Origin of the sequence: Bradyrhizobium sp. 956_D2_N1_4, from assembly GCF_052076025.1 — a bacterium.
Taxonomy (GTDB): domain Bacteria; phylum Pseudomonadota; class Alphaproteobacteria; order Rhizobiales; family Xanthobacteraceae; genus Bradyrhizobium; species Bradyrhizobium barranii.
This window is the reverse complement of the sequence record NZ_CP197237.1, coordinates 5,454,541-5,472,546: the sequence shown is the minus strand read 5'-3', so window position 1 is coordinate 5,472,546 and position 18,006 is coordinate 5,454,541. Positions and strand designations below refer to the sequence as shown.

The 18,006-nt window shown below is 63.0% G+C and carries 7 protein-coding genes and 1 pseudogene; 6 read left to right on the top strand and 2 right to left on the bottom strand.

What is annotated here, in order from left to right:
* Nucleotides 1-205: 205 nt before the first annotated feature.
* Complete coding sequence (locus tag AB7535_RS25890; protein ID WP_439037125.1) at nucleotides 206-2,764, bottom strand: ATP-binding protein; 2,559 nt, start codon at nucleotides 2,762-2,764, stop codon at nucleotides 206-208.
* A 603-nt stretch (nucleotides 2,765-3,367) separates the two neighbouring features.
* On the opposite strand from AB7535_RS25890, the gene AB7535_RS25885 reads away from it, so the two are divergent.
* From AB7535_RS25885 to AB7535_RS25865, 5 genes are all read left to right on the top strand, one after another.
* Nucleotides 3,368-4,063: a response regulator gene (locus tag AB7535_RS25885; RefSeq protein ID WP_439037366.1), complete on the top strand. Its 696-nt coding sequence runs from the start codon at nucleotides 3,368-3,370 to the stop codon at nucleotides 4,061-4,063.
* 92 nt (nucleotides 4,064-4,155) lie between these two features.
* The gene (locus AB7535_RS25880; protein ID WP_439037124.1) at nucleotides 4,156-4,905 is read left to right on the top strand and encodes a gluconate 2-dehydrogenase subunit 3 family protein; all 750 of its coding nucleotides are present in this window, start codon (nucleotides 4,156-4,158) and stop codon (nucleotides 4,903-4,905) included.
* A 1-nt stretch (nucleotide 4,906) separates the two neighbouring features.
* Nucleotides 4,907-6,685, top strand: a complete 1,779-nt coding sequence (locus tag AB7535_RS25875; protein WP_439037123.1) for a GMC family oxidoreductase — start codon at nucleotides 4,907-4,909, stop codon at nucleotides 6,683-6,685.
* Nucleotides 6,686-6,767: 82 nt separating this feature from the next.
* Nucleotides 6,768-7,928, top strand: a complete 1,161-nt coding sequence (locus tag AB7535_RS25870) for a c-type cytochrome (RefSeq protein ID WP_223153872.1) — start codon at nucleotides 6,768-6,770, stop codon at nucleotides 7,926-7,928.
* A gap of 69 nt (nucleotides 7,929-7,997) precedes the next feature.
* The gene (locus AB7535_RS25865) at nucleotides 7,998-8,249 is read left to right on the top strand and encodes a DUF6894 family protein (protein WP_071909879.1); all 252 of its coding nucleotides are present in this window, start codon (nucleotides 7,998-8,000) and stop codon (nucleotides 8,247-8,249) included.
* On the opposite strand, the pseudogene AB7535_RS25860 reads toward AB7535_RS25865, so the two are convergent.
* Nucleotides 8,182-8,436 (bottom strand): annotated as a pseudogene (locus AB7535_RS25860) (hypothetical protein); the annotation flags it as partial. The gene AB7535_RS25865 and the pseudogene AB7535_RS25860 overlap by 68 nt on opposite strands.
* A 557-nt stretch (nucleotides 8,437-8,993) precedes the next feature.
* Here AB7535_RS25860 and AB7535_RS25855 point away from each other — a divergent pair.
* Nucleotides 8,994-17,996 carry a peroxidase family protein gene (locus tag AB7535_RS25855; RefSeq protein WP_439037122.1) on the top strand — a complete coding sequence of 3,001 codons (9,003 nt, stop codon included), beginning with the start codon at nucleotides 8,994-8,996 and terminating at the stop codon, nucleotides 17,994-17,996.
* The last annotated feature ends 10 nt before the right edge of the window (nucleotides 17,997-18,006 follow it).

Sequence of the window (18,006 nt, the reverse complement as noted above, 5' to 3'; positions counted from 1 at the left end):
CGCTTCAGACGCAAACTTGGTTTTGCCGGTATTGCGGCTAAGCTGCTCTCCGCTATGCCCAGAAAGACCCAGCCTCGTAGAGTTGGTTTTCGTTTAGCCAGAGGAGTGCCTGACGAAGACTCAATGGGACCAGTCGCTCCCTACCAAGAGGCGGTGGGGCTCCATCTGTTAGATAGAGCATAAAGCCATCCGGTCGGGCAAGAGATCATGCTTCGTGCAAGGTTGAGCGGACACGTCTCGCGAGGTCGGCTAAGCTGAAGGGCTTGTCGATAACAGGAAATTCGCCAACGGCATCATTTCGTTGCAGCATGCCCTCGGCGTAACCCGAGGTGAGCAGGATCTTGATATCCTTGCGTAGCCGCCTCGCTTCGCGGGCTAGCTCAATGCCGTTTATTCCGTTTGGCATCACGATATCGCTGAACAGAAGTTCGAACGGTTGGTCACTCTGGAGGGTCCGAAGCGCTTCTGCGCCATTGTGGGCACAGGAAACCTGATAGCCGAATGTGGACAGCATTGCCGAAGTGACGTTCAGGAGATCATCGTTGTCTTCGACGACTAAAACTCTCTCCGAGCCCGCGGGCAGTGCGTGCGTCTCGGTGGCATGCGGTTTGGTGTCGCGCTCCCGTCTGCTTGCAGGCAGATATAGCGTGATCGTGGTACCTGCTCCCGGTGCACTCTGCACAGCTATATGTCCTCCGGATTGTCGGACAAAGCCATAGACCATGCTGAGCCCGAGCCCCGTACCCTTACCAAGCTCTTTGGTCGTGAAGAAAGGCTCAAACACCCGATCCTGCACTTCGCGAGGCATTCCGCTGCCGTTATCTGTGACGGACAGGCGAACGTACGATCCTGGAGAACATTCAGGCATGCCCAATTCCACCACAGTGTTCTGCGTCTCGATGCGGAGAACACCTCTTTCTGCCATGGCGTCCCGAGCATTCAGGGCGAGGTTAAGCAGAGCGGTCTCCAGCAGAGCAGGATCGACATGGCACAGCCACAGCTTCTCATCCGTCTGCAGCCGGACTTCGCAGCCGTCCCCGACCGCCTGTTGAATGAGCCCTTGAAACTCGAAAATGAGCTCGTTTGCATCGACCAACTCCGGCCTTAGTGCCTGTCGCCGCGAGAAGGCGAGTAGTTGGGCCGTCAGCTTTGCACCCCGATCAGTAGCGCGTCGCGCGGCCTCGGCACACCGACCGATTGTGCCAGGATCCGTCGTGCTTTCGATGAGCTCAAGGTTCGCGGAAATGACGGTAAGGAGGTTATTGAAGTCATGAGCAACGCCGCCGGTAAGCTGGCCGACCGACTCCATCTTTTGACTCTGATGGAGTTGCTCTTCCATCGAACGCCGTGCCTCAAGGGCGTGCTTGTGTTCGGTGATATCCCGTAGGAAGACCGCCAAGCCCTGACTCGATGGGAACGCGCTTATTGTGTACCAGATTTGAGTGCGTTGACAAAACGTCTCGAGAAAGATCGGTCGTTGCTCCGACGCCGCCTCACGAATTTGCTTCAGGACGACGAGATCGGCGGTGGCGGGAAAGGCTTCCGCAAGGGGCAGGCCGATGACATCTCGGTCATGGGCCAGTCGCAGCTTGGCAGGTCCGTTGAGATAACTCACCGACCAGTCTCGATCGACTATGATCACGCCGTCGGTGGTACTCTCGAAGATCATCGTGATCCGAGCTGCATCTTCCTCTGCTTTCTCCTTTGCTTCGGACAATTCATGCTCACGCTGGTCCAGCGCGTCTGCCATCGTATTGAATGCCTCGGCCACTCTTGCTATTTCTGACGTACCGTGGATGTCCACACGCTGGTCGAATTTGCCGAAGCGCCATTGATTGGCGGCATCGACGAGCTTCCCGAGCGGGCGATGGATAAATCGACGGGCGCTTAACGATGTCAGGATTAGAACCAGTGCCGTGCTCAGCACGATCTGAAGGATCCCCCTCTGAGTACCGCGTTGGATCTCGGCGAATGCCCGGGCCTTGTCCAGGCCAAAGCCGATGAGAAGCCCTCCGGAAACATCTTTCAGCGTCGAGTAGCCCACGATCCGTTCAACGCCATCGCGGTCAACGAGATCGGCCGTGGTGCGATCGTTGCGGCTTAGATCATGGTCGCTAGCCATCTTGCGGCCGACAAACCGGGCATTGTCGGGGTAGTGGGCAAGGTATGTGCCATTCCGGTCGACGACGGCAAGCGCGGCACCAGGCGGAACATTCCGCCGATTGAGGGAGTCGGCCAGCCAATCCAGGCCGAGAGCGGCTATAACGACACCGCCGACGCGGTCATCTTCGCCGAAGAACGGCAGGGCGAAATGAAGGACGTTCCGGCCGGTCTGGCGGCCAATCGCGAACTGGCCGACTGTAAATTCACCGGTTCTCAGGACATCCGCAAAGTAGGGTCTACCTGCCGCGGTCGAGGGCTTGTGGTCGTCGGTTGCATCGCAGAACGAGTTGCCATTTCTGTCGACCACGATGAAACTGATGAACCCCGGATATCGTTGCTTAATCTTGGTGAGGTAAGCATTGCATCCCGCAGCGTCCTTTGCCTTTATCGCAGGAAGTTCCGACAAGGCAATCAGCGCCTGGTGAATTCCCTGGACGATCTGCCGTTGCTCAGCAGCGGCGAGTTCGGCGAGGTTGAGAGCCTGACCCTGCACCTCAATCTGGCGGGTTCGACGCAGGTCGAATTCATTGTAGATCAGAAGCGCGATCGCGGGCAGCAACGCGACAACGATCAGCACATGTAACCGCAGCAGGAGAGTCACCTCTCATCGTGCTCCATCCTGGCGTCCGGGCTAGTTGAAAACAATGTCGCATCTGTCTGGGTCGACGGCCCAACGGTGTCGCTGACGCATCCGTTGTCCCATCCGCTCTGCGTCATCACAGCTACGCCTGTCCCGCTTCATGCAAGCCTCCTTGGTATTTATTGCAAAATCGCTACGCCGTGTTACGGCTCTGTTTCAGTCTTGGAAAACCCGGTTACGCGGGCAACGGGCCCCCGGATCCAGCAAATCTCTGAATCGATGCTGGCAGTCTCGTGGTTGACCGTGCTTCGGCGAGCAGATCGCGCGCTCACCCCGGTCCCTGAAGGGTAGCGATTGGAACTACTTCGGTCGATGAGGTGACGCGGGCTCCGATTCGACATGAAAATGTCATGCGCGTGTCATGTGCAAACTAGCCAAGGTGCCAGAAGGGTGCGTGTGGAATGTCCTTGTCGCTGCGCGTCCTAGTGAGTGCTCCGGAGCGCACTTCTAGATGCAGCAGAACTGTCGGCTGCTCGAGCCAACATCTATATGGCTCGTACACGAATTGGATTCTTGGCGAGCAGCCCACAAGCAAGAGAGCAAGCATGAGCGTCCGCGAAGGCACTGCACTCATCAGAACAGACACGGCGCAAATGCTCGTCCCCACCAGTTCTCCTTATCGACGGCGATCCCGGTATTCGGCGGTCACTGGCCAGCTTCTTCGAGGCGCACAACATGCCGGTCCGTGCTGTCCCAGACTGGCGCACGAGCCGCCAGGATTTCGAGGCAAGCAATCTAAGCCTGATCGTCCTTGATCTGCCATTGGGAGGCGATGATCGCCTCCGGCCTTTGCGCGAGATACGATCCCGCTCCGACCTGCCGATTATCGTGACGACCGATCATCAATGCGACGAGAGTGATCGCGTAATCGCGCTGGAAATGGGAGCCGATGACCACCTGGCAAAGCCATTCGGCATGAGGGCGACTTCAACGTCGTTTTCTGTGCGCATACCGGAGGCGACAACTTCCAGCGACACGCCTTCATGCATTGGTGTGGCCGACGCGCAAGCGAGCCGGGCAGGGCAGTCATTTTCGGGATTGGTTTGCGGTAACCTCTGTACCCTCTGCGGTCGGGCATCGTGTCTTTTCGGAATATCATGCGCTTCGTGGAATACGCGATCGATGGACCACTGTAGAATTCGGGAGCACCGCTCGAGAGATCGCGGGTATTCACGGATAATTGCTGTCGATCATGATCGATGGATGCGGGTCATAAGCGACATACGGCGTTTCACTTCCGTTCGGGTTTTGGCCGAATGACGGTTGCGTTGCTCGCGCAAAATGGTGTTCGCGGGCGATTGGCCGTCTCCGAACTGTCATTGACAGCGTAGTCGACCGATAAGGAAGAACAAATGAGACAGGCGAAGCCCGCAACAATCGCCCTGCGGCGCAGGGAGTTCCTTGCCGGAACGGCCATGCTGCTGTTCAGCGCGACGACCGTCAAAGCGGCCACGATCGCGGGGAGGTTGCCCTGGGTTCCCAATGCAGGAAATCCCCCGCCGCCAATCAAGGTCGGACCGTGGGAGTTCTTCAACGGCGAAGAAGGCAGAGCCATGGAGGCACTCGTTGATTGCATCATCCCGCCGGATCCGGAGACGCCGGGCGGCAAGGATGCCGGCTGCGCCGTGTTCATCGACCGGCAGCTGGCTGGGCCTTACGGCCGGCAGGAGGGATTGTATGTGCGCCCACCGTTTCAGGCCGGCCTGAAGAATCAGGGCCATCAGTCGGCGAACGGTCCGGCACAGGATTATCGGGACGGTCTCGCTGCATTCGATCGTGCGTGCAAGCAGCACAGTGGTGGAAAGCCCTTCGCCGAGCTCTCCGGCGACGACAGGATCGCGCTTCTGAAGGCGGTCGACAAGGGCGAGCTCAAGCTCGACGGCGTCGACGGCAAGGCGTTCTTCACGCAACTCGTCAAGGACGCCCAGATGGGATTTTTCGCGGACCCGATCTATGGCGGGAACCGCGACATGGTCGCGTGGAAGATGATCGGCTATCCGGGCGCGCGCTACAACTATCTCGATTGGGTGAACCGCCACAACGAGCGCTTTCCGCTGCCGCCGGTTGGCATGACCGGCAACGCGCAATGGACGAGGTCGTAGCATGTCCCGAAGGCTTCCCAGGAAAAACGTTGTCATCGTCGGTTTCGGCTGGACCGGCGCGATCATGGCTAATGAGCTGACCGACGAGGGGCTCGAGGTCATCGCTTTCGAGCGCGGTCCATGGCGCGACGCGCCGACGGATTTTCCGCCGGGCTACATGCAGGACGAACTTCGTTATCGCATCCGGCACGAGCTGTTCCTGCGTCCGGACCAGCTGACGTTCACGTTCCGCAACAAGATGGACCAGACGGCGCTGCCGATCCGGAGCTGGGGCGCGTTCATGCCGCCGAACGGCGTCGGCGGCGGGGGCGTGCACTGGAATGCCGAAATGTGGCGGTTTCTCCCATCGGATTTCGTGCTGAAGACACATCTGACCGAACGCTATGGCGCGGCGTTCCTGCCCCCGGATATGACGATCCAGGATTGGGGCGTGACCTATGACGAGCTCGAGCCGCATTACGATCGCTTTGAATATCTGTGCGGCACGTCGGGGACGGCCGGAAATCTGAGCGGCAAGATCATGGACGGCGGCAATCCGTTCGAAGGGCCGCGGTCCCGTCCTTATCCGACCCCGGCGCAGGCCCAGCCGTTCAGCCATACGCTGTTCGGGAAAGCCGCGCGCGAGCTCGGCTACAAGCCGTTCCCGCAGCCTTCGGGCAATCTCTCGCAAGCCTATACGAACCCGCTGGGCATGCGCCTTGGCCCCTGCACCTATTGTGGCTTCTGCGAGTGGTTTGGCTGCGGCAATTATTCCAAGGCCAGCCCGCAAACAACCATCCTGCCGCATCTCATTCGAAAATCGAACTTCAGCCTCCGCGACAATTCAGAGGTTGTTAGGATCAATGTCGATCGTTCAGGCAAGCGCGCTACCGGCGTGACATTCGTGGACTCGAGCGGCGAAGAATGGGAGCAGCAGGCCGACCTCGTGATCCTGTCGGCTTACACGATGTTCAACGTGCAGCTTCTTCTGCATTCGCAAATCGGGCAGCCCTACGACCCCGTCACCAACACTGGGGTCGTCGGCCGAAACTACACCCACCAGACGATCTCGTCGGTCAATGGCTTCTTCGACAACAAGAAGTTCAACTTCAACCCGTTCATCGCATCGGGTTCGATCGGGATGTGTATCGACGAGTTCAACGGCGACAATTTCGATCACGGGCCGCATGGTTTCGTCGGCGGCGGCTATGTCGGCCAGGTGCAGACAGGTGCTCGTCCGATCGAAAGCACCCTGGTGCCGCCGGGAACGCCGGCATGGGGCGCCGACTGGAAGAAGGCGGTGAAGGACAATTATCTCAGCACGGTCAAGCCCGGCACCGGTGTGCATGGCAGCTTCTACGCCTACCGCGACATCTACCTGGATCTCGACCCCGCCTATAAGGACCGGTTCGGGCGTCCGCTGATGCGGATCACGATGGATCTCAAGGAGAACGAGATCAAGCAGAACAAGTTTCTCACCGACAAGTTCGCCGAGATCATCAAGGCGATGGGCGCTGAAAAGCTCGCCGTGCAGTATCGGACCGCGCCATACGACATAACGACCTACCAGACGACGCATCTCAACGGCGGTGCGATCATGGGGGCCGATCCCAAGACAAGCGTCCTCAACAAATACCTGCAGAGCTGGGATGTCCCGAATCTGTTCGTGATGGGGGCAAGCGCCTTTCCGCAGAACGCCGGCTACAACCCGACGCTCACGGTCGGCGCGCTCGCTTATTGGTCGGCGGCCGCGATCCGGAACCAGTACCTTAAGAATCCCGGAAGGCTGGTCGATGCGTAGGATTCCCCGCGTACGCACGCTCGTTTGGGCAGTGCTCGTTTCGGCGTCGCTGGCTGGCCGCGCGCATGCCGGCTCCGCAAACATGCAAGAGTTCACCCAGATCGAACGCGGGCGCTATCTGTCGATCCTGTCGGACTGTGCCGGCTGCCATACGGTTCCCGGCGGCAAGCCGTTTTCGGGCGGGCGGCCGATCGAAACGCCGTTCGGCAACATCATATCGCCCAATGTCACGCCCGATCTGGAAACGGGCATTGGAGCCTGGAGCGACGATCAATTCGATGCCGCGGTGAGAAAGGGTATCGGACGAACCGGCGCGCATCTCTATCCGGCCATGCCTTACAATGCGTACACCCGGATGTCGCGTGACGATGTGATGGCGATCCGGGCTTATCTGACTTCGCTGGAGCCGGTCCGAAATTCGCGCAACGCGGATACGCTTCCGTTTCCATTCAATATCCGCTCAACGATGATCGTGTGGAACGCGCTCTACTTCACGGCAGGTGAATACAAGCCGGAACCGACCAAATCCGCCGAATGGAATCGCGGCAAGTTCATCGTCGACGGGCCGGCGCATTGCGGAGCCTGTCACACGCCGAAGACGCTGCTCGGAGGCGATCGAACCGATCAATATCTGCAGGGAGCAAATCTCCAGGGCTGGTCGGCGCCTGACATCACCAACAACCGGCGGACAGGACTGGGCAGTTGGACGGCAGACGATGTCGCGCTCTACCTCAAGACGGGGCACAATCGCGCTACCGCTGCGACAGGGCCGATGGCGGAGGCCGTCGAGCTGTCGACGTCCAGGATGAAGGATGAGGATACGAAGGCTATTGCGACGTATCTGAAATCATTGCCGGGCAACAAGGATGAGGCGAGGCTTGCCCCGGTGGGTGCGAACGTGATGGCGGCCGGAGGCGCGATCTACCGGGACCAATGCTCCGCCTGCCACGGGATCGAAGGCAAGGGCGTTCCCCACCTGTTTCCCGCCCTCGCAGAGTCCACGATGGTGCGCTCGAATGATCCCACAACGGCAATCCGAATCGTGCTCCGCGGTGCGCGAAGTGTAGGTACGATGGCCGAGCCGACGGCGCCCGGGATGCCCTCCTACGGATGGCAGCTCGATGACCGCGAGATCGCGGCGGTCCTCAGCTATATCAGAAACAGTTGGGGGGCGGCGACTGCCCCGATCGACGCAAAGGACGTGACGCGCGTTCGGTCCGACACGGCGTCGCGCAACGATTGAGCTGACCGATCTCGGATTCGCCGGCCTATTAAAGTGGTAGGCGGAGTCCGTGCTGGTTCTGGCCTGATCATGCAGTTCGAGCTCGCACCACGTTTCTTTCACGCGTCCCGCTCCAACGCGAAGAAAGTGTTCCTCGATCACCACGGCGCCGTGGTGAACGATCTCGCTGAGGTGCGCGTTCACGCGACCCCGCTCGTGCGATCCTTCACCAACGAGCGCAGCCTCGAGGATTGGCGTCACTGGGTGCTGCATGTCAGCGACGACCAGGGCGATGGGCTCTTCGTCGTCCCTTTCGTCCTCGTGCTCGGCAAACGGCATTGAGGTCAGCATGCGCGCAACACGATGGGCGACAGTACCGCTTCACCGAAAGGTGAACGACGTCGCCAGAGAACGCGATTACCGCGGCGACTTCCTCGGGTTCGCACACGCGGCCTAACGGGATCCGCTCGGCGAACTTCGCCAGCAGCTTCTTGTCATCCATCATGTCTTCCGTCATGCCCGTACGCGTCGGGCTGGGACAGAGTCATCGCCTTCAGGAGCCGGAAATTCCCATATACATCGATGCCCTGTTGGCGGATCAGCACCGATCTGCGGGTTAGAAGGGCCGATGTTAGGATCAGCGAACTTCCGGGTCCTCACGATTGACACGACGCGAAGAAGTCGCCGGCCTGGAGCGCTCTTGACGCTTGCGATGCGGTGCTCCGGCAGTCCTCGGCCCAGCATTGCATGTTCCGCACGCCATGATGCCCGATCGATGTGACGGCTTCTCCGATCGGGCGCGGCCAAGTCTCCCGAAAACATCCGGAAAACACCGCTTCACCCGCCGCGCCGAGGCGCTGGCGAAGCGAGGATGGTCGTCCGCCGATCGGACCAAGGTCCTACGACCATGGTCGGCCGAAGCGCCAGACCTCGGTCCCACGAGGTCGTTGGACCTTGTACCCTGTCCCGTTGTTCACAGAAAAATCTAACCTGAGCCCATAGGAGCCATCCGACGCGGACGGCTCGCAAAAATTTCAACGGCTCGGCCGCCGCGGCGGACCGTGCGCCACAACAGGTGAGGCCGCCATGGTTGCGTACATCAGGAGCGATCTGGATTTCATTCTCGCGCAGATCAAGGTCGCGGAGAAGCACGCCGCCTATATCGTCAATCCGCTCGACCCGAACGCCGCGCCGCTCTACGGAGCCGGTCTGGCCGGCCAGGTCGGCTCGGTCCCGTCCTACAACCTCAGCATCGGTCTTCGTACCGTCGACGGACAGAACAACAACCTGCTGCCCGGCCAGGAGAAGTGGGGCGCCGCGGACATGCCGTTCCCCGAACTGCTGGATCCGACCTTCAGGCCCGCGGAAAACGTACCGGGCAATTTCCTGCCGCCGGGCGCGCCCGCCGTGCCGACGTCTTACGCGCCGTCCAACAACCCGGGTTCGATGGTGTTCGATTCGAGCCTGCGCACCATCTCTAACCTGATCGTCGATCAGACGCTCGCGAACCCGGCGGCGATCATGAAGGGCCTGCAGTCCGGCGGGATCGTCGAGGCCACGCTGGCTAACGTCGCCCTCGTGCAAGATATCTACAACGCCTTCAAACCCGCGCTCGACGCCGAGTATCAGGCCCGCGTGGTGATGCAGAACGCCAAGGCGGCGGCGAACCAGCTGAGCGACGGCGACGAGTCCACCGTTCCCGGCGCGGCCGAACAGGCGGCGATCGACGCCTTCGCGGCGGCCACGGCGGTGCACAACGACATGCTCAACGATCTGGCGGTGGCGCGCGCGGTCCGCGATGCGGGCCTCGAGCCGTTCGGGATCACAATGGACGGCGACAACGTCCAGGTCGTCAACGTCTCTCCGGACGTCGGCCTGTCGGCCCCGTTCAACTCCTGGTTCACTCTGTTCGGCCAGTTCTTCGATCACGGTCTGGATCTCGTCAACAAGGGCGGCAGCGGCACCGTGTTCGTTCCGCTCCAGCCGGACGATCCGCTGTACGTGCCGGGTAGCCCGACCAACTTCATGGTCCTGACCCGCGCCACCGTCAGCCCGGGCGCCGACGGCGTCATGGGGACGGCCGACGACGTGCGTCCCGTCAACACCACGACGCCGTTTGTCGACCAGAACCAGACCTATACGTCGCATGCCTCCCACCAGGTTTTCCTGCGCCAGTACGCGCTCGACGCCAACGGCGTCCCGCACGCTACCGGCCAGCTGATCGAGGGCGGCGGAGACCAGCCGGGCGGCATGGCCACCTGGGGCGAGGTCAAGGAACAGGCCAAGATGCTTGGCATCCTACTGACCGACCAGGACGTCGGCGCGGTGCCGCTGCTTCGCACCGACCCGTACGGCAACTTCATTCCGAATGCCGCGGGCTTCGCCCAGGTGATCACCGGCGTCGGCGCCGACGGCATTCCGAACACTGCGGACGACATCGTCATCTCCGGCACCTCGACGGCGCCGGTCAGCGTCGCCACCGCGATCCGTATCAACGCCGCCTTCCTTGCCGACATCGCGCACGACGCCGTGCCGAACGGCATCGCCGACGGCGACATTGAAATCGGGCTGCTCAACCCCGGCAACAACCCGGCGGTCTACGACAACGAACTGCTGGACGCCCACTTCATCGCCGGCGACGGCCGCGCCAACGAGAACATCGGCCTGACCGCGGTCCACCACATCTTCCACTCCGAGCACAACCGGCTGGTCGAGCACACCAAAGAGATCGTCCTGGCCTCGAACGACCTGGCCTTCCTCAACGAATGGCTGGCCGTCGACCTCGCCGCACTGCCGACGACGCCCGCTCAGATCGCCGCCCTCGTCTGGGATGGCGAACGCCTGTTCCAGGCCGCCAAGTTCGGCACCGAGATGCAATACCAACATCTCGTCTTCGAGGACTTCGCCCGCAAGGTGCAGCCCAACATCGACTTCTTCGTCGTGCCGGACGGATACCACGCCGACATCAATCCGAGCATTGTCGCCGAATTCGCGCACGTGGTCTACCGCTTCGGCCACTCAATGCTGACCGAGACGATCGACCGGCTCGACCCGACCTTCACTAACGACCAGATCGGGCTCATCGAGGCCTTCCTCAACCCGATCGAATTCGACTCGGGCCACACCGTCGCGGACAGCGTCGCCGCCGGCAACATCATCCGCGGCATGACGCGGCAGGTCGGCAACGAGATCGACGAGTTCGTCACCAGCGCGCTGCGCAACAATCTGCTCGGGTTGCCGCTCGATCTGGCTACCATCAACCTGGCCCGCGGCCGCGATGCCGGCGTGCCGTCATTGAACGCTGCGCGCCGCGACTTCTTTGAGGCAAGCAGCCACGCCGAAGAGCTGCGGCCCTACGCGAGCTGGGTCGACTTCGCGAGCCACCTCAAGAACGAGGCTTCGATTATCAACTTCGTCGCCGCCTACGGAACGCACACGCTGATCACCGGCGAGACGACGGTCGAAGGCAAGCGCGACGCGGCCATGGCGCTGATCTTCGGCACCAGCTTCGGCGACGTCGTCGTTCCGACCGACCCGGCCGAGCTCGCGGCATTCAATGCCGACCGCATAGCCTTCCTCAACGCGACCGGCATCTACGCCGGCGGCTCGCTGGGCGGCCTCGAGAACGTCGATCTCTGGATCGGCGGTCTCGCCGAGAAGGTCATGCCGTTCGGCGGCATGCTGGGCTCTACCTTCAACTTCGTGTTCGAGGTTCAGCTCGAAAAGCTGCAGGACGGCGACCGCTTCTACTACCTGCAGCGGCTCGACGGGCTGCATCTGTTGTCAGAGATGGAGAACAACACCTTCGCCAAGGTAATCGGCCTCAATGCCGACGCCGGCCATCTGCCTTCGGACGTGTTCTCCACGCCCGGCCTCATCCTCGAAGTCGACCAGACCCGGCAGTGGAATCCGGGGCTCGATTCGGCCGATCCGACCGGTGGCACGATCCTGACCCCGCTGGTCCTGCGCGACAACCCGGCGACCGATGGAGCCGAAGCGAACTACCTGCGCTATACCGGCGCCGACCACGTCCTGTTGGGCGGTACCGACCAGGCCGACACGCTGATCGCCAGCGAGGGTGACGATACCCTCTATGGCGACGCCGGCAACGACCGCATGGAGGGCGGCGCCGGCAACGACCAGTACATCGGCGGCGACGGTGACGACATCATCACCGACCAGTTCGGCGACGACATCATGCGCACCGGCCGCGGCCACGACGCGGTCAACGCCGGCCAGGGCGTCGACCTGATCGTCGCCGACGAGGGCAATGACTTCATCGTGCTCGGCGCCGACAGTCTCGATGAGGCCTTCGGCGGGGTCGGCAACGACTTCGTTCTCGGCAGCAAGACCACCGAGCAGACGCTTGGCGGCGAAGGTGACGACTGGATCGAGATCGGCGCCTGGACCGGCGCGGTCGGCGACAATTTCGACGACCAGTTCCAGCTCGATGCCGTCAAGGGCCACGACGTGTTCCACGGGGACGGCGGCTTCGACGAATTCATTGGCGAAGGCGGCGACGATATCTGGTTCGGCAGCCTTGGTCGCGGCAAGTTCGACGGCATGTCCGGCTACGACTGGACGACCTACGCCAACATGAATCTGGCGGTCGACGTCGACCTCAACCGGGTGATCCTGCCCGGTCTGCCGGTGCTTCCGGGCAACGCGGCGCTCGACAGTTTCACCCAGGTCGAAGGCGCGTCCGGATCGGCCCACAATGACGTCATCCGCGGTTCCGACGTCACCGCCGACCTCGTGCCGACCGAAGGCTTCCGCGGCAGTGCCCTGGATGCCGAGGGCATCGCCCTCATCACGGGCCTGCAGGCGCTTCTCGCCGGCGCGGGACCGTCCTCGTTCGATGCCAACGGCAGCTTCGTCGGCGGCAACATCCTGCTCGGCGGTGCCGGCAGCGACCTCATCGAAGGCCGCGGCGGCGACGATATCCTCGACGGCGACCGATGGCTGCGGGTGCGCATCGCGGTGATGTCCGACTTCGACGAGAACGGCCCGGTCGGCAACACCGTGCTCGAGTTCCACGACAGCATGACGACTCTGGTCCAGAAAGTGTTCTCGGGTCAGATCAATCCCGGCCAGCTCAAGATCGTCCGCGACATCGTCTCCGACGGCGCGGCGGCATCGGACATCGACACCGCAGTCTACTCCGACGTCCGCGCCAACTATTCGTTCTCGGCGCGCGCCGACGGCACCCTCGTGGTCTCCAACACCGGCGGCCTCGATCCGCTCGAGGGCACCGACCTGCTGCGCAACATGGAGAGGTTGCAGTTTTCCGACGGCACTCTCGGTATCGTCGTAGGCACCCCGTTCAGCGACAATGGCCTCGCACCGCAGGGCCCGCCGTCCGACAACCGTCCCGTGCTGAACGGTTCGGCGACCGACGACATCATCGTCGGCCTTGCCGGAGCCGACGTGCTCAACGGTCTCGGCGGCAACGACATCCTGGTCGGCGGCCCAGGCTCCGCCACGGGAACGATTGCCGACAACTTCAATTCGGGCGGCTATTCCGGCAACGATGGTAACGCTGCAAACTTCGCCGGAAACTGGACGGAAAACGACAACAACAGCGCCACGAGCGGCGACATCGAAATCGATGGCAATCGCCTTCGTTTCAACGAGACCGTCGATGGCGGCGAAACCATCGAACGCTCGATGAACCTGGCGGGGGCTACGGCCGCAACGCTGTCCTTCAGCTACGAGGATGACAATCTCGGCGTGGGCCAGAGTGTCATCGTCGAGGCCCGCAACAGCGGCAGCGGCACCTGGGAAGTTCTCGGCACGCTCGGCAGCACCACCGCGACAGGCAACGGCAATTTCAGCGCGACGCTGACCGCTGCCCAGATCGGCGCGAACTCGGGAATCCGCTTCCGGACAACCGGCGACGGCAACAACTGGGACAACGGTGACAATTTCTACGTCGATAACCTGACGATCACGATCGTCAGAGCCGGCATCAACGGCGGCGTTGACACCCTCAACGGCGGTCTCGGCAACGACACCTACGCGTTCGGGCTCGGCGACGGCAACGACCTCATCAACGAAGCTGTCAATGCCGCCAGCGGCGGCACCGCCGACCGCATCTCGATCCAGGCTCCGAACGCGGTCGACGCGTCCGGTCAGCCCATCATCGACCCGGTGACCCTGCTTCCGGTACCGACGATCACCGCGTTGGACGCCTTCGACAGCAGCACCGCGACCCAGACCGGCGACCTGGTCATCAATTACAGCCTACCGACCGGGCCTACGGGCTCCGTCGCCCAGTCCATCACGGTGGCAGGCCACTTCACCGGCAACAACGCGCAGACCGGCGTCGAACGCATCAACTTCAACGGCGCGACTTTCGCCGGCTATGCGCTCGGCGCGGAGGATTACTTCATCAGCCGCTCCGATCCGGCCGACCGGGCAGGCGGCGACGTCGACATGTCGCTGAATGCGGTGACCAACACTCAGGCCAACTTCGTGGTGGGCGAGCAGGGCGTCGACGACGAGATCACTGGCGGCGGCCTCAACGACCTGATCTTCGGCGGCACCGGCAACGACGACCTCGTCGGCGGGCTCGGCGACGACCTCCTGGTCGGCGGTGCGGGCAACGACGATCTCGACGCCCGGCTGAACCTCGCTGGTGACGACTTCGAAGGCGCCGTCGGCGCCGACACGATGGTCGGCGGTGCGGGCAACGACACCTACGGCATCGACGATCTGCTCGATGTCGCGATCGAGGCCCAGGACGAGGGCACCGACACCGTCGAGACCTTCCTGGCCGAGCTTTCCATCGCGAACATGGCCAACGTCGAGAACCTCACCTACCGCGGCGTCGACGCCGACCAGTTCATCGGCACCGGCAACGCCGGCAACAACGTCATCACCGGCGGCGATCTGGCCGACACGCTGAGCGGTCTGGCGGGCAACGACACCCTGAACGGCGGTCTGGGCAACGATACGCTCGACGGCGGCGACGGCAACGATACCCTCAACGGCGGCGACGACGTCGACACGCTGACAGGTGGGCTCGGGGCCGACACCCTCAACGGCGGAGCCGGGGCCGACGTCATGGCCGGCGGCGCCGACAACGACATCTACGTCGTCGACGATGCCGCCGACGTGGTGACCGAACTTGCGGCCGGCGGCACCGACACGGTGCAGTCCTCGGTCTCATACACAGTCGGGGCCGAAGTCGAGAACCTGACGCTGACCGGAGGCGACGCCATCAACGGCAATGGCAACGCGCAGGCCAACACCATCGCCGGCAACGGCGCCAACAACCAGATCTTCGGCGGTGGCGGCAACGACACCATCGATGCCGGCAACGGTACCGACCTGGTCGACGGCGGTACTGGCGACGATACGCTGAGCGGAGGCACCGGCGGCGATACCGACACCATTATCGGCGGCGCCGGCAGCGACACCATCAACGTCAGCGATGGCAACGACGTGGTGGTCTACAACGCCGCCGGGTTCGGTGCCGATACCATCACCGGCTTCGACTCGACCGCGGCCGGGGGCCAGGACCTGATCAACCTCAGCGCCCTCGGCATCACGGCCGCCAACCTGGCGACGCGTGTTGTCGAGACCCAGGTGGGCGCCAATACCGTGCTCACGGTCAGGGATGCGTCCCTGGCGACGATCGGTACCATCCAGGTCAACAACACGACGACGGCCGCGATCGACGCGTCCGACTACGTCCTTGCGCAGGCCGCGCCGGCGCCGTTCGGCACGGCGAGCGCCAACGCCGACGTCATCACCGGCAACGGCGGTGCCAACCTCATCGACGGCCTCGGCGGCAACGATACGCTGAGCGGCGGCGGTGGCGACGATGTCATCCTCGGCGGCGAGGGCGCGGATACCCTCAACGGCGACGACGGCAACGACACGTTGACCGGTGGCACCGGCAGCAACAACGGCGCTTACGTCGACAGCTTCGGAGCCGCGTCGTATTCGAACAGCAACGGCACGCTCGCGTTCACGGGAAACTGGACCGAAGGCGGCGGCGAGACGACCAGCCCGACAGCAGGCGACATCTCGATCACCGGCGGCCGCCTTCAGTTCAATCAGGGCGTCGATGGCGGCGAGACGATCGAGCGCGCCGTCAACCTCGCCGGCGCGACCGCGGCGACGGTGTCGTTCACCTACGAGGACGACAATCTCAACGGCGGCCAGACCGTCATCGTCGAGGCACGGAATGTCAACACCAACGCCTGGGGGGTCTTGACCGGCGGAACGCTGGGAGGCGGTGCCAACGGCACCTTCAACTTCAGCGCCGCCCTGACGCCCGCCCAGATCGGCTCGAACTCGGCCATCCGCTTCCGGACTACCGGCGACGGCAACAACTGGGACAATGGCGACAACTTCTACGTCGACAATTTCACGGTCAACGTCACCGCGCCGGGCCTCAACGCCGGGGCAGACACGGTCAACGGCGGTGCGGGAGACGACACCATTGTCTGGAACGCCAATGCGACGGCGGTCCCGACCGATGGCCGCGACATCGTCAATGGCGGCACCGAAGGCACCGCGGGCGACACCTTCGTCATCAATGGCAACACCTCCAGCGAGGCCTACACGATCTATACGTTGGCCGCCTGGGATGCCGTTGCCGGCAACGACATCGCGAGCTTCGGCGGGCGTACGCCGGAAATCGTCGTCACAAGAGGCGGTTCGGCCTTCGCCAACGTGATCGCGGAACTGAGCGAGATCGAGGAGATCCGCATCAACGGCATCGAACCGACTGGAGCGACGGGCGGCGCGGGAGCAGGCGATACGTTCACGGTCGTCGGCGACTTCACCGCGACCAGCCTGCGCCTCAACACCATCACGATCGATAGCGACGAGGGCGACGACACGATCGACATTTCGGCCCTCACCTCGGCCCATCGCATCGTGTTCAAGTCCAACGGCGGCAACGATACCATCATCGGCGCCCTCCAGGCCGAGGACGTGATCGAGCTTCCGGAAGGGGCGGATCCGGCGACCTACCACCTGGTCGAGAACCAGGACGGCACCAAGACCATCTCGAACGGAACCCATTCGGTCACCTTCTCGGGCATGGTGCCGCCCCAGTTCGAACCCAATGAGCCGGACGAGGACGACGAGGAAGAAACCGAAACGCCGAACGAGGATGACGAGGCGCCAACGGCGGGCGGTGACGACGAAGAAGAGACCGAGACCGCAACCGACGGCGTGGTCCGGAACGGCACGGCGCAGTCCGATACGCTGGTGGGCACACCCGGCGACGACAGCATCGTCGCCTTCGCAGGAGACGACATCGCCGTCGGCCATGCTGGCGCCGATGCGATCTCGGCCGGCGAGGGGGCCGACTTCGTCAACGGCGGTGCTGGCCGGGACGTGATCTTCGCTGGCGCGGGCGACGACCACGTGTTCGCCGGAGCCGACGCGGACATCGTCTACGGCGATGCCGGGGCGGACCGCATCTTCGGCGATCAGGGCGACGACCTGATCAACGCCGGTGCGGGCGACGACACCGTGTTCGGCGGGGCCGGCAACGACCTGATCGTGGCCGAGATTGGCGATGGCAACGACGCCTATTTCGGCGACGAAGGCGCCGGTGGGTCGGGCACCGACACGCTCGACATGTCAGCGGCGAGCACGGCCGTCACCGTCAACCTGGGTTCCGGCCCGCTCGCGAACGGCAGCGCCTCGAGCTCGCAGACCGGCAACGACACGCTGTGGGGCATCGAGAATGTCACCACCGGCTCCGGCAACGACGTCATCGTCGCCGGCACCGCCGCCAACGTGATGAAAGGAGGGCTCGGCGACGACACCTTCCGCTTCAGCTCGGTGGAAGCGGCCAAGGGCGACACCATCGTCGGCTTCGAGCCGGGAGACCGCATCGACCTCAGCGGCATCGACGCGAACTACGCCGTCGACGGCAACCAGAGCTTCACACTGGTTTCCGATGCCGCGTTCACCGCGGCCGGGCAGCTCGCGGTGAGCTACGAGACTCACAACGGTCAGGAATTCACCGTCATCCAGGGCAACGTCGACGGCAACGCCGCCGCCGACTTCAAGATCGAGATCGCGGGCCACCAGAACCTCGGCTCCAACGTCACGCTCTAGCCTCACGACC